Annotated in this window: 13 protein-coding genes; 8 read left to right on the forward strand and 5 right to left on the reverse strand. The window is 64.9% G+C overall.

The features are described from left to right. Positions 1 to 127 precede the first annotated feature (127 nt). The 7 genes from BUA26_RS04125 (at position 128) to BUA26_RS04155 (ending at position 12180) form a co-directional block, all read left to right on the forward strand. Positions 128 to 595, forward strand: a complete 468-nt coding sequence (locus tag BUA26_RS04125; protein ID WP_072758131.1) for a Dps family protein — start codon at positions 128 to 130, stop codon at positions 593 to 595. Positions 596 to 829: 234 nt separating this feature from the next. After that, positions 830 to 3457, forward strand: coding sequence for a glycosyltransferase (locus BUA26_RS04130; RefSeq protein WP_072758134.1), 2628 nt, complete (start codon positions 830 to 832; stop codon positions 3455 to 3457). Between the two features lie 159 nt (positions 3458 to 3616). Further along, complete coding sequence (locus BUA26_RS04135; RefSeq protein ID WP_072758136.1) at positions 3617 to 5392, forward strand: autotransporter assembly complex protein TamA; 1776 nt, start codon at positions 3617 to 3619, stop codon at positions 5390 to 5392. Between the two features lies 1 nt (position 5393). Next, positions 5394 to 9185 carry a translocation/assembly module TamB domain-containing protein gene (locus BUA26_RS04140; RefSeq protein WP_072758138.1) on the forward strand — a complete coding sequence of 1264 codons (3792 nt, stop codon included), beginning with the start codon at positions 5394 to 5396 and terminating at the stop codon, positions 9183 to 9185. 99 nt (positions 9186 to 9284) lie between these two features. Then, complete coding sequence (locus tag BUA26_RS04145; protein ID WP_072758140.1) at positions 9285 to 11354, forward strand: M13 family metallopeptidase; 2070 nt, start codon at positions 9285 to 9287, stop codon at positions 11352 to 11354. A 166-nt stretch (positions 11355 to 11520) separates the two neighbouring features. Then, positions 11521 to 11742 (forward strand): AbrB/MazE/SpoVT family DNA-binding domain-containing protein, encoded by a 222-nt coding sequence (locus BUA26_RS04150; RefSeq protein WP_072758142.1) that lies wholly within the window; start codon positions 11521 to 11523, stop codon positions 11740 to 11742. A 9-nt stretch (positions 11743 to 11751) separates the two neighbouring features. Then, a complete protein-coding gene (locus BUA26_RS04155; protein WP_072758144.1) occupies positions 11752 to 12180 on the forward strand; it encodes a type II toxin-antitoxin system death-on-curing family toxin in 429 nt (142 codons plus the stop codon). A gap of 68 nt (positions 12181 to 12248) precedes the next feature. Here BUA26_RS04155 and murD read toward each other — a convergent pair whose 3' ends face one another. From murD to BUA26_RS04180, 5 genes are all read right to left on the reverse strand, one after another. After that, on the reverse strand, positions 12249 to 13622 hold the full coding sequence (gene murD / locus BUA26_RS04160) for a UDP-N-acetylmuramoyl-L-alanine--D-glutamate ligase (protein WP_072758146.1): 1374 nt from the start codon (positions 13620 to 13622) through the stop codon (positions 12249 to 12251). Positions 13623 to 13643: 21 nt separating this feature from the next. After that, a complete protein-coding gene (gene murL / locus BUA26_RS04165) occupies positions 13644 to 14984 on the reverse strand; it encodes a UDP-N-acetyl-alpha-D-muramoyl-L-alanyl-L-glutamate epimerase (RefSeq protein ID WP_072758148.1) in 1341 nt (446 codons plus the stop codon). Beyond that, positions 14981 to 15385 carry an endonuclease domain-containing protein gene (locus BUA26_RS04170; RefSeq protein WP_072758150.1) on the reverse strand — a complete coding sequence of 135 codons (405 nt, stop codon included), beginning with the start codon at positions 15383 to 15385 and terminating at the stop codon, positions 14981 to 14983. The genes murL and BUA26_RS04170 overlap by 4 nt, the downstream gene beginning before the upstream one ends. Before the next feature lie 83 nt (positions 15386 to 15468). After that, a complete protein-coding gene (locus BUA26_RS04175; RefSeq protein ID WP_255368154.1) occupies positions 15469 to 18081 on the reverse strand; it encodes a bifunctional aspartate kinase/diaminopimelate decarboxylase in 2613 nt (870 codons plus the stop codon). 272 nt (positions 18082 to 18353) lie between these two features. After that, the gene (locus BUA26_RS04180; protein WP_072758155.1) at positions 18354 to 19868 is read right to left on the reverse strand and encodes a fumarate hydratase; all 1515 of its coding nucleotides are present in this window, start codon (positions 19866 to 19868) and stop codon (positions 18354 to 18356) included. Positions 19869 to 20285: 417 nt separating this feature from the next. On the opposite strand from BUA26_RS04180, the gene BUA26_RS04185 reads away from it, so the two are divergent. Continuing rightward, on the forward strand, positions 20286 to 22211 hold the full coding sequence (locus BUA26_RS04185; protein ID WP_072758157.1) for a S53 family peptidase: 1926 nt from the start codon (positions 20286 to 20288) through the stop codon (positions 22209 to 22211). Positions 22212 to 22245 lie beyond the last annotated feature (34 nt).

Consider the following 22245-nt stretch of genomic DNA (forward strand, 5'->3'; position numbering starts at 1 on the left):
CGCACATGATAGCCGCTGGCGACTTGATAGCCTCCGGCTATCGACAACATCGGAAGGATTCATTTCCACGCCAGCGGTCGGGCCGTTACTGTCCGTCCATCACATCCCCACCCGGAAGGAGCAGCACATGGCCATTTCCATCGGTATCGCCAGAAAGGATCGCGAGGCGGTCGCCAAGCATCTGTCCAAGCTGCTGGCCGACACCTATTCGCTGTACCTGAAAACGCACAGCTTCCATTGGAACGTCACCGGCCCGCAGTTCAACAGTCTGCATGCCATGTTCGAGACCCAGTACAACGAACTGTGGCTGGCCGCCGACGAAGTGGCCGAGCGCATCCGCACGCTGGATGTGTTCGCTCCCGGCTCCTACAGCCAGTTCGGCAAGCTCACCTCGATCAAGGAGGAAGCCGGCGTGCCGGAGTGGAAAGAGATGGTGAACCAGCTGGTCGAGGGCCACGAGATCGCCGCCCACACCGCCCGCGCCACCATCAAGGCCGCCGATGCCGTGGGCGACGAAGGCACCGCCGACATGGTCACCGGGCGGTTGAAGGAACACGAGAAGACGGCGTGGATGCTGCGCTCGCTGCTGAGGTAGGCGCGCCCGGAGCCCCGCGAAATCAGACGGCAGGATCGCCATGCGGGGCCGCTTTTCGTGCTTCGTGACCATGCGGTGACCGGAGCACCTGGACGGTTGCGGGAAGTCGAATCTCCCAGCGGGGCTGACCTTGCGCTGACCGCGGCGGACGATCCTTGTTGAGCCTACTGCCATGCATTGGTTAAGCTCCTCAGGCTTCACCGCCTGTTGCGCAGGCTTCCTCCGGGGATTTTTTTGAGCGCCACCGCAACAAACCACAACAGTCGGTATCCACTGCTCACCGCGATCTTGCTCGCCCTGGTCGTGGCCGCAATGAATATCGGGCTGTGGTGGTGGGGCAACCTGCCACATGGTCCGGAAGACTGGCACGGCAAGATCGGCGGCTTCGCGTTCTCGGCGTTCCAGCGCTACCAGGACCCGATCAAGCAGGACTATCCCAGCGACGACGAGATCGACCGCGATCTCAAACTGATCGCGAAATACTCCGATCACATCCGCACCTATTCGATGCAGGTCAATCCGCAGACCTACCGGCTGGCCGAAAAGAATGGCCTGGACGTGCTGGCCGGTGCCGAGATCAGTCGCCGGATGGAGAACAACGAGAAGGAGATCGACACGCTGATCGCGATGGCGCGTCATTTCCCCGGATCGATCAAGCGGGTGATCGTCGGCAACGAGGTGCTGTTCCGCGGCGAACTCACGCCCGAGCAGATGATGGTCTACCTCGATCGCGTGCGCGCCGCCATACACCAGCCGGTGTCGATCGCCGAGCCTGACTACATCTGGCTCAAGTATCCCGAGCTGGCCGACCATGTCGACTTCGTCACCATCCATATCTTTCCGTTCTGGAATGGCATACCTGCAGTAACGAATGCCCTCGACCCAACACAACGCAGTCCAGCGTTGAACGCAGCACTCGGCTCATACCAGGCACTGCAGCAGCGCTTTCCCTACAAGCACATCGTGGTCGGCGAGATCGGCTGGCCGTCCAACGGCGACCGCCACGAGCATGCCGATCCGTCGATATCGAACGAGGCGATCTTTATCCGCGATTGGCTGCTCGCGGCGAAGCAGCGCAACATCGATTACTACCTGATGGAAGCGTTCGACCAGCCGTGGAAGGAGCAACTGTCGGGTCGCACCGAAGCGTACTGGGGCACCTTCAACGCCGATCGCCAGCCGAAATTTCCGCTCACCGGTCCGGTAACGGAAGACACCGCCTGGCCGTGGAAAGCCATCGCAGCGAGCCTGCTGGCGCTGTTGCCGATGATCTTCTTCGCCCGCCGCTTCAGCCGCTTCAAGCTGATGGGACGGCTGTTCTTCTGCATGCTGATCCAGCTCGCCTGCGGCCTGATCACCTGGTCGGCCACGCTGCCGTTCAATTTCTACCTGAGCTGGATCGACTGGACCATGCTGGTGCTGCTGTTCCCGGCCCAGATCGCGATCCTGGCGATCCTGCTGATCAACGGCTTCGAGTTCACCGAGGTGCTGTGGCGGCGCGACTGGATGCGCCACGCCGGCATGCTCACGCCCGATCCGCCGGAGAAGCAGCCGTTCGTGTCGATCCATCTGGCCTGCTACAACGAGCCGCCGGAGATGGTGATCATCACGCTCGATTCGCTGGCGGCGCTCGACTACGCCAATTTCGAAGTGCTGGTGATCGACAACAACACCAAGGATCCGGCGGTGTGGAAGCCGGTGCAGGCGTATTGCGAACAGTTGGGCAAGCGCTTCCGCTTTTTCCACCTGGAACCGTGGCCCGGCTACAAGGCCGGCGCGCTGAACTTCGGCCTGAAGGAAACCGACCCGCAGGCCGACGTGGTGGCGGTGATCGATGCCGACTACGAAGTACGCGCCGATTGGCTGGCCGCCCTCACCGGCTACTTCCACGACCCCAAAGTGGCCGTGGTGCAGTGCCCGCAGGCGCATCGCGAGTTCGAGCACAATGCATTCCGGCGGATGACCGCATGGGAATACGACGGCTTCTTCCGCATCGGCATGCATCATCGCAACGAGCGCAACGCGATCATCCAGCACGGCACCATGACGATGGTCCGGCGTACCGCACTGGAAGGTACCGGCGGCTGGTCGGAATGGACGATCTGCGAGGATGCCGAGCTGGGCCTACGCCTGATGCACTCCGGCTATGAGCTGGTCTACGTCGATGAACTGATGGGCAAGGGCCTGACCCCGGCCGACTTCAAGGCATACAAGAGCCAGCGTTACCGCTGGGCGTTCGGCGCGATGCAGATCCTCAAGGGCCGTTGGAGCTGGATGACCCAGAAGGGTCCGCTCAGCGCCGGCCAGCGCTTCCACTTCCTCACCGGCTGGTTCAGCTGGTTCGCCGATGCGCTGCATCTGATCTTCACGTTGATGGCGCTGTTCTGGACCGCCGGCATGGTGGCCTATCCGCAGTACTTCAGTCTGCCGATGCAGCTGTTCCTGATCCCGGTGATCGGCTTCTTCTTCGCCAAAGCGATCTTCGGCATCGTGCTGTACCGCGCACGCGTACCGTGCAGCTGGTACGACACGCTGATGGCGTCGCTGGCCAGCATGGGCCTGTCGCATGCGATCGCCCGCGGCATCCTGCACGGCCTGACCCGCGAGAAGACGTCGTTCGTGGTCACCGCCAAGAGCCGGCGCCTGGGCGGCAGCAACTTCGCCGCATTCGCGCCGGTGCGCGAAGAGCTGCTGATGGCCGTGGCACTGATGCTGTGCATCGTCGGCATGGCGTTGAGCTACGGCACGCACTACATCGAGGGCACCTTGTGGATGTTCATCCTCGCTGCGCAGTCGATTCCCTATGTATCGGCGGTGATCGGCGCGTGGATTGCCCACAAGGCGGGCGACAAGGCGGGCTGATGTCGCCTCGGCGACATCAGCAAATCAAGCATGACGCTCTGGCTCTGACTCCGAGGTTCTGATACCGAGGTAACCAGCCGCGTTCATACCCAGCCAACATCGACTTGGGTAAGCTGCCCTCACCCCGTGAAGCCCCCCGCAAGGACGGAACCCCCACGCATGCGCCGAATTCCCCGACGCCTGAGCCTGCTGTTACTGCCGCTGGTGCTGTTGTCGACACAGGCCCGGGCCGGCGTGCAGCTGACGGTGGATGGCGTGGCGGACCCGTTGAAAGGCGCGGTGATCGCGGGCGTCGAACTTTCGCAATACGCGACCCGTGATGTCAGCGATGCGCAAATGCGCCGCCTCTACGAGCGAGCGCGCGATCAGGCGAAATCCTCGCTGGAGCCGTACGGCTACTACGAAGCCACTGTCACCGGCGACCTGCAGCAGGTCGGCAAGGACTGGCGCGTCGGGCTGCACGTGAAACCCGGCGAGCCGGTGAAGGTCACCGCCGTCGACGTGCAACTGGACAAGACGGCTGCCCGGATCGCCCCGATCCGTCGCGCGCAGCGCGCGATCGAGCAGCTGAAGGGCAAAGCGTTGGACCACGGCGCCTACGATGCCGCCCGCGACGCGCTGAGCGCACAGCTCACCGGCAATGGTTTTCTCGACGCCCGCCTGCTAACCCATCGGGTCGAGGTGACCCGCGCCGACCACAGCGCCTCGATCAAGCTGGCGTGGCAGGCAGGCCCGCGCTATCGCTACGGCCGGGTGCATTTCGAGGGCTCGCAGTTCAACGACGGTTTCCTCGACCGCTACGTGCCGTTCAAGTCCGGCGACTACTTCTCGCAGGATCAGCTGCTGGAGCTGCAGCAGGCGCTGAACGGCGCGGACTATTTTGCCGTGGTGAATGTGCTGCCCGACGCGGACGAGGCGAAGAACGGCGTGGTCGACGTCACCGTGCAGCTGGCGCCGGCCAAGCGCACGATTTATACCGGCGGCCCATTCATCGGCACGGATACCGGCTTCGGCCTGCGCGGGGGGATGGAGCGGCGCTGGGTCAACCGGCGCGGGCACAAGTGGAAGAACGAGCTGGTCGTGGCGCAGCGGCTGAAGACGCTGTCCACGCTGTATTCGATCCCGATGCCCGGCGACAACCAGCGCAGCTTCAACGTCGGCGCGAACTTCCGTGACGCGAACACCACCACTTCGCAGTCGCGCACGCTCGAGCTGGTCGGTAACGAGACCCGCCTGTGGCACGGCTGGACACGCACGCTCGGTGTGCACGCGCTGTCCGGCACGTTCACCGTCGGCAAACACGGCAACGAGCCGGACAGCACGCCAGGCATCGAGCACGGCCGCAGCACGCTGGTATTCGGCGAGGCGTCGCTGTCGCGTAAGCAGGTCGACAACGCCACGTTTGCGCGCCGCGGCTGGTCGATCAACCTGACCGCGAGCAGTACCGCCGGCACGCTGTTGTCCGATGCCAGCTTCAGCCAGCTCACCGCCGACGCGAAATGGATACGCGCGTTCGGCGCGCAGAAGCGCAACCGGCTGATCCTGCGCGGCAGCGCCGGCTACACCTGGACCAACGATTTCACCGCACTGCCCCCGCAGTTGCGCTTCTTCGCCGGTGGCGACCGCTCGGTGCGCGGCTACGGCTACCAGTCGATCGGTCCGCGCAACAGCGAAGACCGCGTGATCGGCGGCAAGAGCCTGCTGGTGGCCAGTACCGAGGTCGAACATTACTTCACGCGCAACTGGGGCATGGCCGCATTCGTCGATGCCGGCAATGCGTTCAGCGGTGTCGACTATCGTCCGAAGATCGGCGCGGGACTGGGCGTTCGCTGGCTGTCGCCGGTCGGCATGATCCGCGTCGACCTGGGTACGCCGATCCACGACAGCCGCGCCCACGGTATCGAGCTGCACCTGGTGATCGGGCCGGACTTCTGAGATGACCACGACGACCAAGACCAGCACCACCGTTCCCCGTCGCCGTCGCTGGTTGCGCTGGCTGGGCGGCGCGTTGCTGCTGGTTCTGCTGCTGCTCGCCGTCACCGCCGGCTGGCTGTTTGGCACCGGCTCCGGCCTGCGCTTTGCGTTGGCGCGGTTGCAGGCCGCCAGCGCGGGCGCACTGCGCGTGCAGCATGCGCAGGGACGTCTGGTCGGTCCTCTGGATCTGGTCGGCGTGCGTTACGACGACGGCAAGGGCACCGTGGCAAACGTGGCGAGGGCACGTCTGGATCTGCGCGTCTGGCCACTGCTGGCCAAGCGCGTGCATGTACTCGTGCTGGACGTCGACGGCGTCGACGTGGCCTTGCCCAAGCCGACACCGGATCAGACACCCAGCTCCGGCAGTTTCTCGCTGCAGCCGCCGGTCGAGCTGATCCTCGATCGCGTCCACGTCGGCACGGTGAAGGTGACCCGGGACGGCCAGATCTTGTTTGTCTCCAACCAGCTCGACCTGGCCGGCAGCTGGACCCGCCGCGGCATCGAACTGGGCCGGCTCGCCCTGCTCGCGCCGGAAGGCCATGTCGATCTCGCCGGCACGCTGGCGATCGGCAAGGGCTACCAGGGCGACAGCAAGGCGGACTTCGCGTGGAAGGTCGGCGACACCGACTACGCCGGCAACCTCGTCGCGCATAGCGACAGCAAGCAGGCGCATCTCGACCTCGAGCTCAGCGCGCCGACCGTCGCGCAGCTGCAATTGGATCTGAGCCAGAGCGGCGACTACGCCTGGACCGGCAAGCTCGACGTGCCGCGTTTCGACCCGAAGCCGCTGCTCGGCGCCAGCTCGCTGAAAGCGCTGGCGGTTGCGGTGCGAGGTCATGGCGACCGTTACAGCGGCGCGCTCGATGGCAGGCTCGATCTCAACGACTACCAGCTGTTGCTGCAGCCGCTGCGTGCGCAGTTCAGCCACGACTTCAACACGCTGACCTTGCAGCAGCTCGGTCTCGGCTCGCCGCAGATCAAGGGCAGCGTCGCCGCCAGCGGTGTCGTGCAGCTGGCGGTGAAGCCGCTCAGTGCCCAGCTCGACATTCGTTGGAACGATCTGCTGCTGCCGCAGGATCTGGTCGGCCAGGTGCTGGCCAGCCACGGCGAACTCAAGGCCAGCGGCACAGCCGACAAGTATCACGCCGAAGGCGATGTCGAGGTGGGGCCACCCGGCAAGCTGGCGAAGCTGGCACTGAACCTCGACGGCACCGCACAGCTGATCACCTTGCACACGCTGGCATTGAAGCAGCCGCAAGGCGACGTGCAGGCCAACGGCACGCTGACCCTGCAACCGGCATTTGCGTGGCAGGCCGAGGCCAGCGCCCACCGCTTCGATCCCGGCCAGCTGTTTGCCGGCTGGAACGGCGCGCTGGACTTCGACATCGCCAGCACCGGCAAGCTGCCGAAGCAGGGCCCCGATGCCACGCTGGAAATCCGCAAACTGGCCGGCAAGCTGCGCGACCGTGCGGTCAGCGGCAACGGCAAGCTGCACCTGTCATCGAACCAGGTGATCGACGGCCAGCTCAACCTCGCCTCGGGCGGCAGCACCGTAAAACTGGATGCCCGTCCGGGTGCCGAGAACGACGCGGACCTGCAACTGGCGATCGCCTCGCTGGGCGACTGGCTGCCGAATGCCGGCGGCCGTCTGGACGGCCATTTCACTATCCGTGGCAAACAGCCGAAGCTCAGCATCAATGGCCAGTTGCAGGGCCGGTCGCTGGCCTGGCAGCAGCAGAAGGCAGACTCTTTGCACCTGATCGTCGGCCTGCCCGACATCAGCCGCCCGGCCGGCAAATTGGATCTGCAAGCGAGCAATGTGTATTTGCAAGGGCTGATGTTCCAGCACATCAACCTGCTCGCCGAAGGCAGCCAGGGCGACCATCAGCTGAGCGTGGACGCGCGCGGGACCCAGTTATCCGGCAAGCTGGCCTTGCACGGTGCGCTGAAGGGTTCGGCGTGGAGCGGCACGCTGACCACCCTCGACCTGGAGCCGCAGGGCATGCCTGGCTGGCGCCTGCAGCAACCATCGCAGCTGAGCTACAACGACGGCGCGATGAGCCTGTCCGACATGTGCCTGAGCGCCGGCGATCCGCAACTGTGTGTGGCGGCGAAACAGGACAAGCCCGGCAATCTCGACGCCAGCTACCGGCTGCATGCGCTGCCGCTGGCGTTGCTGATGAACGCGGCCGGCGACGCCGACCTGCCGATGCGCGCCGACGGCACCTTGGAAGGCAGCGGAAAAATCCACCGCAGCGCCGCCGGCGCCCTCAGCGGCAACGCCTCGATCAGCTCGGCACGCGGCAGCGTCACCTACACCAATCAGGCAGATGCGCCGCTGTTGCGCTACGACCAACTGCGCCTGAGTGCCGAACTCGCATCCGCCAGCCAGCGCATCGACGTGCACAGCGGCCTCGACGACGGCGGCCGTCTGGATGGCCAGGTCACGATCGCTGGTGCACAGCAGACGCTGGGTGGACAACTGGATCTGCGCCTGAACAATCTCGCCGTCATCGAGCTGTTCAGCAGTGAGGTGGCGAACGTCCAGGGCGGCGCCGACGGCAACTTCCGTTTCTCCGGCACGCTCAAACAACCGGCGATCACTGGCCAGGCCAACGTGCGCGGGTTCGCTGCCGAAGTGCCCTCGGCCGGACTCAAGCTGACCCAGGGCCACTTGAGCGTCAGCACCACCGACGCTCGCCAGTTCCTGCTCAGCGGAAGCGTGCAGTCGGGCAAAGGCACGCTGACGATCAATGGCCATGCCGGCGTCGGTGCCAACGCGCAGACCGCCATCACGCTCAAGGGCAGCCAGTTCACCGCCGCCGACATTCCGGCGGCGAAAGTGGTGATCACACCCGACCTGATCGTGAAACAGGACGCCAAAGGCATCGACATCGGCGGCGGCCTCACGATAGACAGCGCCGATGTGAATGCCGAGAAGCTGCCCGGCGCCGGCGCCACCAAGGCGTCGCCCGACGTGGTCGTGATCGACCAGAAGCAGCAGGAACAGGCTGCCAGCAAGCTGCCGATCAGCGCCATGGTCAAGGTGGATCTCGGGCAGAAGACGCATATCGTCGGCATGGGCCTGGACGGCCGCGTAACCGGCCTGCTGACGGTCAGCGAACGGCCCGGCCGCGCTACCACCGGACAAGGCCAGCTCGCGGTCGATGGCACCTACCGCGCCTACGGACAGAACCTGCAGATCCAGCGCGGCCAGCTGCTGTTCGCCAGCACGCCGATCGACAATCCGGGGCTGAATATCCGCGCCGCGCGCAAACTCAACCCGAACGCCACCATCGACGAAGGCCAGCAGGTCGGCCTGCTGGTTTCCGGCACTGCGCAACGGCCGATCCTCACGGTGTTCTCCAACCCGGTGATGGAACAATCCGACGCGCTGTCCTATCTGATTACCGGCAAGCCGCTGTCCGAGGTGAAGGGCGGCGAAGGCAGCATGGTCAGCGCGGCGGCGCAGGCGCTGGGTTCGGCCGGCGGCGACCTGCTGGCCAAGCGCATCGGCTCGAAGCTCGGCGTGGACGACATCGGCGTCTCCAGCAACGAAGCGCTCGGCGGCAGTTCGGCGTTCAGCGTGGGCAAGTACCTTTCGCCGCGGCTGTATCTCAGCTACGGCGTCGGCCTGTTCGAGCCGGGCGAGGTGATCACCTTGCGCTACCGCTTCGGCAGGCGCTGGAATTTCGAGGCGCAGCAGGCCACCGACTTCAGCCGCGCCAGCTTCAACTACCGTTACGAGAAGTAGAGCGCCAAGGCCGCCCCGCTCTCGCTAGCCCATTAGTCATGCCCACAAACCCGGGTCGGCGCACTATCGTGCAGATTCCATCCTGCCGGGATAAAAACCATGCAACGCATCCGTTGGATTCTGACCGCCGCCGTCCTGTGCGGATCGAGCGCCTGGGCGGCCACGCCCGCGCCGGCACCACATGCTGCCGACCGCCCTACCGGCGTGGATCTGGCCGGCATGGACCACAGCGTGAAACCGGGCGACGACTTCGACGGCTACGCCAACGGCAACTGGCGCAAAACGGCGGTGATCCCGCCCGACCGCGCCAGCACCGGGATCTTCCTGCAGGTATTCAACAAGGCCGAGCAACGCAACGCCGACCTGATCAAGGCGGCGGCTGCGGCCAAAGCGCCCGCCGGCTCCAACGAAAGCAAGATCGCCGACTACTACGCCGCCTTCATGGATCAGGCCGGCATCGCCAAGCATGGCCTGAGCCCGCTCAAGCCCGAGCTCGCGAAGATCGACGCGATCAAGACGCCGGCCGATCTCGCCGGCGTGCTGGGCGGCCAGCTGCGCGCCGATGTCGATCCGGTCAACGCGACCAATTTCAGCACCGAGCACCTGTTCGGCCTGTTCGTCACGCAGGGGCTGGAAGATTCCGCGCATAACGTCGCTTATCTGCTGCAGGGCGGCCTGGGCATGCCCAACCGCGACTACTACCTCGCCACCGATAAGGACATGGCCGGCATCCGCGCCAAGTACCAGTCCTACATCGCCGCCCAGCTGAAGAACGCCGGCATCGTCGACGCGGACGCCAAGGCCAAGGCCGTGTTCGAACTGGAAATGAAGATCGCCAAGGTGCATGAGAGCCTGGTCGACAGCGAAGACGTGCACAAGGCCAACAATCCCTGGAACACGGCGGACTTCGCCGCCAAGGCGCCGGGGCTGGACTGGCCCGCGTATCTGCATGCCGCGGGCCTGGATACGCAGAAACAGATCACCGTGTGGCAACCGAGTGCGATCCGCGGAATTTCCGCACTGGTCGCCAGCGAACCGCTGGATACCTGGAAAGCCTTCCTCATTTTCCACACCATCAATCACAGCGCAGGCCTACTGCCGCCCGCATTCGCCGACGCGGGTTTCGAGTTCTACGGTCACACGTTGCAGGGCACGCCGAAGCAGCGCGATCGCTGGAAGCGCGCCATCGGCGCGCTCAACAATGACCTGGGCGACGCGGTCGGCCAGATCTACGTGAAGAAATACTTCCCGGCCTCATCCAAGGCGCAGGTGAAGCAAATGGTCGACAACATCCTCGCCGCATTCACCGATCGCGTCGATCAACTCGACTGGATGACCCCGGCCACCAAGCAGAAAGCCAAGGCGAAGATCGCTACCGTCCGCGTCGGCGTGGGCTACCCGGAAACCTGGCGCGACTACGCCGACCTGACGATCAGCCGCGACGATCCGGTCGGCAATCACTTGCGCGCCGAACAGCACGAATACCAGCACCAGCTGGCCAAGCTCGGCCAGCCGGTCGACAAGGGCGAGTGGTGGATGACGCCGCAGACCGTCAACGCGGTGAACCTGCCGTTGCAGAACGCGCTGAACTTCCCCGCCGCGATCCTCGAAGCGCCGTTCTTCGATCCGAAAGCCGATGCCGCCTCGAACTATGGTTCGATCGGCGCGGTGATCGGCCACGAGATCAGCCACAGCTTCGACAACACCGGTGCGGAGTTCGACGCGCAAGGCCGCCTGGCGAACTGGTGGACGCCGGAGGACCAGGCCCACTTCAAGGCCACCGGCCAGAAGCTGGTCGAACAGTACAACGCGTATGAGCCGCTGCCCGGCCTGCACGTCAACGGTCAGCAGACGCTGGGCGAAAACATCGCTGACGTGTCCGGCCTCACCATCGCCTGGATCGCCTATCACAAGTCGCTCGGCGGCAAGCCTGCGCCGGTGATCAACGGCCTCAGCGGCGACCAGCGCTTCTTCCTCGCGTTCGCGCAATCGTGGCGCACCAAGACCCGGCCTGCCGCACTGCGTGCCCAGGTGATCGGCGACGGTCACGCGCCCGGCAACTTCCGCGCACAGACCGTGCGCAACCTCGACGCCTGGTACGACGCGTTCTCGCCCAAGCCCGGTGAGAAGCTATATCTGGCACCGAGGGATCGGGTGAAGATCTGGTAAGGGTTTTTTCGATCAGCGCAAAAACGGAGGGCCGCATGCAAGTGCGGCCCTTTTTGCTTGACTAGCCGGCCGCCGAAGCGGCCAGCGTCCTGCCTCCCCGGAGCACATTGCATTCGGGGCCATCGCTGACGTATAACATACGTTATAACGCACCCCGGAGGCCGCCATGAAACTCAAGATCACCACCATTGGCAACTCTGCCGGCGTCATCTTGCCGCGCGAATTGCTGGCCCGCCTGCGCCTGAAAAAAGGCGACGAGCTGTTCGCGCTGGAAACCCCCGACGGCATTCGGCTCACCACCTACGACCCTACCCTGGCCAAGCAGATGGAGGTGGCCGAAGAAGTCATGCGCAAGGATCGCAACGTGCTGCGCAAGCTGGCGCAATAGGAGACGACCATGATCATCTGGATCGAACGGCCGCTCGCCATCGCCATCCACGAACGCCAGCTGGCCGAACATGGCGGCGGCAGCGGCGTGCGTGACGAGAATCTGCTGGATTCCGCGCTCGCCCGCCCGCAACAACTGCACACCTACGGCGAGCCGCCGCCGGACCTCGCCGACCTCGCCGCCAGCCTCGCTTTCGGCCTGGCGCGCAACCATCCCTTCGTCGACGGCAACAAGCGCACGGCACATGTCAGCTATCGCGTCTTCCTCGCGCTCAACGGCGCCGACCTCGTAGCCAGCGACGAGGACAAGTACGTCACCATGATCGCCCTCGCCGAAGGCAGCCTGCCCGAAGCCGATTTCGCCGCCTGGCTGCGCCAGCACATCAGCCTCGATGCCAAGAAACGCGTGAACGAACCACGGGCGCGCTACGCCCGCTGAAGCCAGCGGTCTTCCTCAAGCGGCGGAACTTCTATAGCCCGGAAAACGAGTGGTCCCGTTTTCCGGGCTCACCCCACCCCGAGCCCGGCAATGCCTGCGATAGCCTTGCCGTCGAAGCCAGCCAGCTCAGCGAACCGGCGACCGCGCTCCGCATAATCCTTGAACTGATCGAAGCTGGGTGCGCCGGGCGACAGCAGGATCACGCCATCCCGGGGCGTGCGTGCCTTTGCCTCGGCGACGGCGCTGGCGAGATGGTCGACGCGCACCAGCGGGCAACGTACTTCAGCCTCGTGCAGTGCCGCTTCGATGCGTGCGCCATTGCTGCCCATGCAGACGATCGCGTTCGGCGGCGCGGTGCGCATCGCCTCGACGAACGGCGTCCAGTCCAGTCCGCGATCGTGGCCGCCGACCAGTACGGTCACCGCGCGGCCATGCAGACTTTCCAGCGCCGCAAGCGTGGCCAGCGGTGTGGTGCTGATCGAATCGTTGACCCAGTGCCAGCCATCGCGCTCACCCAGTGGCTGCAGGCGATGCGGCAGCGGGCGGAAATGTGCGAGTGCCGATGCCGCGGCCAATGCATCCATGCCGACGGCTGCCAACGCCGCCAGCGCGGCACAGGCATTCAGCGCGTTATGCAGGCCCGGCGCCGCAAGCTGCTCGACCGGAAAGACTTCCTGTGTGCCACGACGGATGAAACCATCGGCAACGTGCCAGCCTGCGGGTTGACCGAACAGCAGGCGATGCGGATGCTTCTGCGTGCGTTCCAGCAGCGCCGGCTGCAGCGCATTGACCAGCAACTGTCGCGAGACGTCGGCCAGGCGCAGCTTGTCGGCGACGTAGCGCTCGCGCGACCCGTGCCAGTCGAGATGTTCCTCGTACAAGCTGGTGATCACGCCAAGCTCCAGCGGGCCGGCTTCGCTGGTCTGGAAGCTGGACATCTCGATTACCCACAGATCGGCGGGTGGCGAAACGGCATGGCGATCGGGCAGCTCCAGCAGCGGCAGGCCGATATTGCCAGCGAGTGCCGTGCGCACACCGAGCGCCCGCGTCAGGTGCGCGATCAGCGCACTGGTGGTGCTCTTGCCTTTGGTGCCGGTGACCGCGATCACGTGCGCGTCAGGATTCTCGCCGAACCACAGCGCGGTGCCGGAAGTGAACTGGGCGCCCTGCGCCTGCGCGGCCAGCAGTGCCGGCCTGTACGCCGAGATACCCGGCGACTTCACTACCACATCGAATTGAACCAACGTGGCGGCATCAGGCTCGCCGGCAACGACCTCGAGCGCCGGATCGAACGCGCGGGCGGCGTCGACCTCGGCCGCACTGCAGAACAAGGTGAAATGCTGATCCGGGCAACGTTGACGCACCGCATGGATGGCCGCGCGGCCCTCGCGCCCGAAGCCCCAGACCGCGACGCGGCGGCCGACCAATTCAGCGATGCGCATGACGGCCCACGAAGCTCTTCATCAGCCGATCGCCGCCAGCGCAGCTTGCAGCCGAAGCGGCACGCGGTGTTCCTCGCCCGGTACCAGCCACGGCTCCAGCGCCAGTTCCGATGCGTCCAGCTGCGGCAGGATCTCGCTGTAGAAGCGCGCGACCAGGGCGTCTTCCTGCCATTCAGGGCGCTGGCTCAACGCATACATCGCGGCGCGGGCCTCGGCGCCCTCGCCTACGCATTCGAACGGTTTGTGGTCCTGGTACTCCAGCAGCGCGTCGAAACCGGCGGTCTGATTTTCATCGTCCAGCAGGTTGCGCCCGAAGATCGACAGCAGTCGCGGCTTGGGCAGGAACGGCGCCAGCGCGAGGAACACGAAATGGCATTTCGGGCATTGCCCGCACCAGCGATCGGCCGGCTTCGGGCCGAGCAGCTTGAAGTTGCGGTTGCAGCTGGAGAACACGTCGAAATACGGCGTCAGCTTCGCGAACGCGCGAGTGATCGCCAGCTCCGAATACGGCCGCAGCAGCGAGCAGTAGTCGAGGTCACTCGCCACATGCGTATGCAGCCAGTCGCCCAGCAGCTGCTCGAACGCATAGCTCTTGCTCCACTGGTGGTTCACCTGCTGGCCGTCGTACTCCAGCGTGGCGGCCGAGGCGGAGCGTTCGTTGGCGAACGCGATCGAATCGTAGCCATACAGGATCGCGGCGACAGCGAGGATCGCCGAGTTCACCGCCGTCACCGGTACATGTCCGTTCCACGCGCCCAGCCGGTTCAGCTCGAACAGCCCCGGCGCCAGTTCGCGCTGGATGTTCAGCATGGGCAGGCCGGTACGCTCCGCACAGGCGGCGATCAAGGCCGAATTGCCGACCCACGCCGCAGTCGCCTCACCGCCGATCGACTTGATCGCCTCCACCGCGACCAGCGAATCCTTGCCGCCGCCGATCGGCACCAGCGTGCGTTTCGGCAGGCTCAATGACTGCACCGTCGGGGCTGCGGCACCGCGGGGGAATGCAATGCGTCCACGCAGATCCAGCCCATTGCGATAGGCGAACTCGGCCAGGCCGTGCAAGTACAGCTGATCGAGCAGCTCCGCCGTAGCGTTATCGAGTGGCCCTGTCGCCACCTCGATCTTCGGCGGCACACCGGCTTTGTAGTAGCTGACGCCCGCGATCAGATGCAGCAGTTTCAGCGCCGCCTCGAACGCCGTGGCATGCGCGGCCGGAACCGCCGGCGCATTCGGGAAGCGAATCCGCTCGACCAGTTCCTCGCCGTCGTCGAACGCATAAACCAGCTCGGCAACGCCATTGGCGTAGCTGCAGCGCACGAAACGGAACAGCTGGGTCAGCCGCGGTTGAATTGTCGTCGTCACTCTTCACTCTCCGGCGCGCTTGACCCCCTCTCCCCCGCGGGGAGAGGGTTGGGGTGAGGGGCTGGACTTGCCAAGGCATCCAGAATCACCGTAAGCACGCTCTCAATATTTACCAATGCGTCATTGTTCCAGAAACGCAGCACGCGGTAGCCCATGGCTTGCAATTGCTGTGTGCGCCGCTCGTCGTACACCATCTGATCTGCGTGCTGCCCACCGTCCAACTCGATGATCAACATAGCCTCGGTACAAACGAAATCGACGATGTAATAACTGATTTCGTGCTGACGGCGGAATTTCCATCCAAGCATTTGACGATTGCGAAGATGACGCCACAACCTCTGCTCCGCATCGGTCATCACTTGGCGCAATCCACGCGCCTGATCCACGTTGAGACGTTTCATCCTTGAAAGCTCTCCTGATGTTGCACCTTGGCGAGATTAACCCCTCACCTCGATCCTCTCCCCAGCGGGGAGAGGAGGAAAAGCTATTCGATCACCACCTCGTCGGCTTCGTCGCGCAGGTTGTAGTGCGAGGACATCACCTTGCCATACGCACCCGCCTGGGCAATCAGCATCACGTCGCCCTCCCGTGCCTCGGGCAGGCGGCGGTCGGTGCCGAGCACGTCGCCACTCTCGCAGATCGGGCCGACGACCTGGTACAGCGCGGTGGCCGGTTCATCGAGCCGGCTGAGATTCACGATCTCATGCCAGGCGTCATAAAGCGCGGGGCGGATCAGACTGTTCATGCCGGTGTCGAGGCCGAGATAGCGCAGCGTACCCTTGCCCTTTTGCTGGGTCACCCGCGCCAGCAGCACGCCGGCATCGGCGACCAGGTAGCGGCCCGGCTCCATCCACAGCTGATATTGGGGATAAGCGGCCTTGACCTCGCGCAGCACGCGATCGAGTTCGGCGATGTCCAGCGGCGCCTCCCCCGGATGGGACGGCACGCCGAGGCCGCCGCCGATGTCCAGGAAACTCACGCTGCCGATGCGCTCGGCGAGGCTGGCGAGCTGGGCATACACCTCGCCCCAATGGGCATCGTCGAGAATGCCCGAACCCAGGTGCGCGTGCAGGCCGCGCACGATCACGCCATGCGTGTCGGCCAGGCGCAGAAAGGCGTCGATCTGCTCCACCGGCAGACCGAACTTGCTGCCGCTGCCGCCGGTGCGCACCTTTTCGTGATGGCCCAGGCCGCGGCCCAGGTCGACGCGCAGCACGATCTCGCGGCCGCGAAACAGCTCGCCCCAATGCTCCAACGGATAAAGCGAATCGAGCGAGACGGTGGAGCGCGTGCTCAGCGCCCAGGCGTAGTCCTCGCGCGGCGCAAAATTGGGGGTGAACAGCAGCGGCGCGGATGACGGCACAGCCGCCATCACCGCCTTCACCTCGCCTGGCGACACGCATTCGAAGCCGAAGCCCTCCTCGGCCAATGCCTTGAGGATCGCCGGATGCGTGTTCGCCTTCACCGCGTAGTGCAGCCGGTCGACCGCAGCCAGCCTCTTCAGCTCGCGCGCCTGGTGGCGCACGGTAGGCAGGTGGTAGACGTAGCGCGGTGTAGCCTGCGCCGCGATCTCCAGCAGCCGCGGGCGCTGCGACTCGTGCCACCACGCCGCCGCGGGCGCCGGCGACTCGCCGCTGCCGTACAGCGCCTGCCAGCTGGGGCCGAACAGCGCGCTGTCGTCGGTGCGCAGGGCGCCGGCGGCGATCAGCAGTTCATGCAGATGCGGCAGCAGCGTATCGACCACTTCCTCGTCCACCACGAAGGTGAGATTGAGGTTGTTCGACGACTGCGAAATCATGTGCACGCGCAGCTGGCCGAACTCGGCCAGCACGCCGGACAAGGTGTGCAGCAGCGAGCGCATGCCGCGCCCGACCAGGGTGATCGCCGCGCACGGCGCGATCACCTTGACCCGGCATACCTTGGCCAGGTCGGTAGCCAGTGCCGCGATCGCATCGGAGTCGAGCAGGTTTTCGGTGGGATCGAGCGATACGGTGACATTGGTTTCGGCCGAACCGATCAAGTCCACCGACAGCCCGTGCTGCTTGAAGTGCGCGAACACGTCGGCAAGAAAACCGACCTGCTGCCACATGCCGACCGATTCCATCGACACCAGGGTGATGCCCTTGCGCGCGCTGATCGCCTTGACGCTGGGCGCGTGCGCGCGCACTTCGGGACCGATCACGGTGCCGTCGAGTTCCGGCCGGTTGGTGTCCTTGATCAGCAGCGGCACGCGCGGTTCGCGCAACGGCGACAGGCAGCGCGGATGCAGCACCTTGGCACCGGTGGAGGCGATTTCCTGGGCCTCTTCGTAATCCAGCCGCTGCAGCAGCCGCGCGCCCGGTACCTGGCGCGGGTTGGCGGTGAACATGCCGGCCACGTCGGTCCAGATTTCCACCCGCTGCGCCTTCAGCAGCGCACCGAAGTACGCCGCCGACGTATCCGAGCCGCCGCGGCCTAGCAGCACCGTGCGGCCTTTGGCTTCGCGAGCGATGAAACCCTGGGTGATGAACACCTCACCCAGCGCGGCAAGCCGTGCATTCAATGCGGGGTCGGCTTTGGTATCGACCATCGACGACAGCAGCCGGGTGCGCTCGTTCTGGTTCGGCAAGGCGATGGCGGCCAGACAGTCGCGCGCGTCCAGCCATTGCGTAGGCAGGCCGCTGTGGCTGAGGAACGCGGCACCGAGCGCGCTGGACATCAGCTCGCCGTGCGCCTGCACCTGCGCCTGCCAGGCCAGCTCTCCCAGTGCGGCGGCACCTTCGTGCGCCAGCTTTGCCAGATCGGCTAGCCGCTCGCCCAGCGTGTCGGGCATGGCCAGCTGCATGTGGTCGAGCAGATCGTAGTGGCGCTGCGCGATCGCCTTGGCCGCTTCGCTGCGTTTGCCCGGTTCGCCCTGCGCACACAGTTGCTTGAGCGCGTCGGTGACGCCGGTCAGTGCGGAAACGACGACCAGTACGCGCGCGCCCTCGGCGCGGCGGCTGGCGACCAGCTCAAGAATGTTCTGCCAGCGCGACAAGGTGGCGACACTGGTGCCGCCGAACTTCATCACGATCCAGGGGGCGTCGGCGGGAAGCGACGCAGGGCTTTGCGGGTTCACGGCTACCTTCAGTGGCGATGGTTGGGGAAGACAATTCCCCCAGTGTTGCGCCGCAGCAGGTGGAATGCAACCGCCAGAAGCCTGCGAGCGTTTGGATGGCTAAATGCGAGGGCATCATCGCCCCACTCCCCACCGGGGAGAGGGTTGGGGTGAGGGGCCAGACTGGCCTCGGTTTCCCTTCAAGCGAAGAGCTCGCTCTTGAGAGAGGCTCTCGCGAGCACCCGCCCCTCACCTCGATCCTCTCCCCAAAAGGGAGAGGAAGAAAGACGGTGTTACACCACAACGACCGGAATCTTGCCGATCCGCGCCTGCCATTCGCGCGGACCGGTCTGGTGCACCGAGCTGCCCAGCGAATCGACCGCCACGGTAACGGGCATGTCCTCGACGGTGAACTCGTAGATCGCCTCCATGCCCAGATCGGCGAAGCCGACCACGCGCGCGGCCTTGATCGCCTTGGACACCAGGTATGCCGCGCCGCCGACTGCCATCAGATAAACCGACTGGTGTCGCTTGATCGCCTCGATGGCCGCCGGCCCGCGCTCGGCCTTGCCCACCATCCCGAGCAGGCCGGTCTGCGCCAGCACCTGCTCGGTGAACTTGTCCATGCGGGTGGCGGTGGTGGGACCGGCCGGGCCAACCACCTCGTCGCGCACCGGATCGACCGGGCCCACGTAATAGATGAAGCGGCCCTTGAAGTCGACCGGCAGCGGCTCGCCTTTGTTGAGCATCTCCACCATGCGCTTGTGCGCGGCGTCGCGGCCGGTCAGCAGCTTGCCGTTGAGCAGCAAAGTCTCGCCCGGCTTCCAGTCGGCGACGTCCGCCTGCGTCACCGTGTCGAGATTCACCCGACGCCCTTTCGAGGCGTCGTAGGTGAGCTTCGGCCAGTCTTCCAGTGACGGCGGATCGAGCATCACCGGGCCGGATCCGTCCAGAGTGAAATGCGCATGGCGAGTCGCCGCGCAGTTCGGTATCAACGCCACCGGCAGGTTGGCCGCGTGGGTCGGATAGTCCTTGATCTTGATGTCGAGCACGGTGGTGAGGCCGCCCAGGCCTTGCGCGCCGATGCCCAGCGCGTTGACCTTCTCGTACAGCTCGATGCGCAGTTCTTCGGCACGATTGCTCGGGCCGCGTGCGATCAGCTCCTGGATATCGATCGGCTCCATCAGCGCTTCTTTCGCCAGCAGCATCGCCTTCTCGGCGGTACCGCCGATGCCCAGTCCCAGCATGCCCGGCGGGCACCAGCCCGCGCCCATCGTGGGCACGGTCTTGAGCACCCAGTCGACGATCGAGTCGGACGGGTTGAGCATCGCGAACTTCGACTTCGCCTCGGAGCCGCCACCCTTCGCGGCCACGATCACGTCGAGCTTGTCGCCCGGCACGATGGCCACGTTGATGATGGCCGGCGTGTTGTCCTTGGTATTGATGCGCTTGCCGGCAGGGTCGGCCAGGATGCTGGCGCGCAGCTTGTTGTCCGGGTCGTTGTAGGCGCGGCGTACGCCCTCGTTGACCATGTCGTCCAGCGACATCGTGGCGTCCCACTGCACGTTCATGCCGACCTTGAGGAACACGGTGACGATGCCGGTGTCCTGGCACAGCGGCCGATGGCCTTCCGCGGCCATCCGCGAGTTGATCAGGATCTGCGCCATCGCGTCCTTGGCCGCGGGGCTTTCCTCGCGCTCATAGGCGGCAGCAAGGCCTTTGATGTAGTCGACCGGGTGGTAATAGCTGATGTACTGCAGCGCGTCGGCAACGGACTGGATCAGATCGGCTTGCTTGATGATGGTCATGACAGCGGCTTCGATTCCAAAAAAATACCGCGTCGCAAACGGCCGTTTGCGACGCACAATCCCTCTATTGTGCCGCAACTTGGCCTGCGACCAGAAAGCGGGCGGCACCCCGGCAGCTCTCGCCAGCCTGTGGCGGGCCTCGGCCTGAAGACATAGTCGCAATTACATGCGGCACGGCTTGAGCCGCCACATGGATTGCGCAAACTATTTCGCCGCAGCGGGCACTTTCAGGGCCAGCCGTACGCTGCTAGCGTCGTTCGGCCAGTACGGATTTGTCTTCAGGGGCCGCGCTGGTTGTTGGGGTATCAGCTTACGAATGTATGGCTTAAAGCTTGTCGGGAGGGGGCTTGTCGAGAGACAGGGAGCTACTCGCCGCAGCGTCGCCCAAGTGACCGTTTCAACCCTTGGAGAAAACCCATGCTTACGAATTTGCATCGCAAGTCGCTCGCGACTTCATTGGCGTTGCTGCTTTGTGGCTTCGCCACTACATCGCTCGCCGCTGGTGGCTCGGCACCTACCAGCAGGGCGGCACCCATCGACATCGGGGCAAGCAATCCCGCTCAAACCGTGAACGTCACGCTGGTCCTCGGCCTGCACCACCAGGATGCACTCGAGCAGTACATCTACAGCACGGTCACCCCGGGCAATCCGTCGTATCACCGTTTCCTCACCACGGCACAGTTCGCCGATCGCTATGGCGCCACCGCCGACGAGATATCCAGGGTGAAGTCGTTCCTGCAGCAGCAAGGGCTCGCTCAGGCCGAGCTGCTGCCGAATCATCTCGCGATCAAGGTCAGCGGTACGATCGGCCAGTTCAATGCGGCCTTCCATACGTCCATCCACGATTACCGAGCCGGTGACGGCACGACCTTCCACCGGCCCAATGCGACACCGAGCATGCCCGTAGCGCTTGCCGACACGCTGGTCGTGGCGTCAGGCCTCAGCAGCGAGGCCCGCTATCGTTCGCATCGCGTCAGCGCACTGTTCCCGCCGCAGCCGGGAGCCCGAACCAATGCCTTGGGCACGGCTGCACCGGCCACGGTGTCCTGCACCGGCGACCCCACCGCCACCTGCATACCTGGCGAATTCACGGTCGGCGATGTGGCCAACCGCTACAACATCAATCCGCTCTACAAGGCCGGAGTGAACGGCAGGGGTTCGACCATCGGCATCGCCACCCTGGCGAATTTCCTGCCCGCCGATGCCTATAACTACTGGAGAACGATCGGCCTGGCGGTGAAACCCAAGCGCATCACCCAGGTACACGTGGACGGTGGCGGGCTGCTCAGCGGCGCTGCCGGCTCGGGTGAGACTTCCCTCGACGTCGAGCAATCCGGCGGCCTGGCGCCCTGGGCCGACATCATCGTATACGACGCACCCAATACCGACGCCGGCTTCTTCGATGTATTCAATCAGTCGGTATCCGACAACAAGGTAGACAGCTTGTCGGTAAGTTGGGGCTTACCGGAAATTTTCTACTTCCCGCAGCTCAACGGCGGTGTCGACTTCACGGATGAATTGCTTGCCTTCCACCAGGTCTTCCTGGAAGCGGCAGTACAAGGCATCTCGATGTTCGCGACTTCCGGCGACTCGGGCGCCTACGACACGGTGCGGGGAGTGGGCGGCTTGCCGACCGACCCGGTGCCGCCGCCGCTCACCGCCGACGCCCCGGGCTCCGATCCCTTCATCACCACCGCGGGCGGCACCACCGTGCCGTTCTCCTACAGCTTCAGCGGTGGACCGACGGCATCGATCGGCAAGGAAAGCGTCTGGGGCTGGGATTACATCGCCAATTACTTCCAGACCAATTTCGGCGCGGACATTACCCCTGAAGTGTTCTCGGTCGGCGGTGGTGGCGGCGTCAGCGTGTTCTGGCCGTTGCCGCGCTATCAGCAGTTCACCTTCGGCATTCGCAGGAGCGAGAGGAACCAGACCTTGTTCCTGCCCGCGTTCGGCATCAACTACACGCTGCCGGCCAATTATCGCGGCCGCAACGAGCCCGACATTTCGCTGAATGCGGATCCGGAGACCGGCTACAGCTTCGTCTCGTCACTGGACGGCGGCGGCCTGCTGACGTTCGAAGGCGGCACCAGTTTCGTCGCACCCCAGCTCAACGGGATCAGCGCCCTGTTGACGCAAAGCACCGGGCACCGGGTGGGCTTCTGGAATCCGCAGGTGTACCTGCTGCAGAACATCTTCGGTTACGGCTCGTGGTCGCCGTTCAACGATATCCGTGCCGGCGACAACTGGTTTTATAAAGGCGTACCCGGCTACGACCAGGGTGCCGGCATCGGTACGCTCAACGTGACGAACTTCGACCTGTTCCTGCGCAGCGGTTTCTGATTCAGCGCAGCGTTGATGCTCCCACTGGCTGGCG

Origin of the sequence: Rhodanobacter sp. OK091 (assembly GCF_900142825.1) — a bacterium.
In the GTDB taxonomy this organism is placed as follows: domain Bacteria; phylum Pseudomonadota; class Gammaproteobacteria; order Xanthomonadales; family Rhodanobacteraceae; genus Rhodanobacter.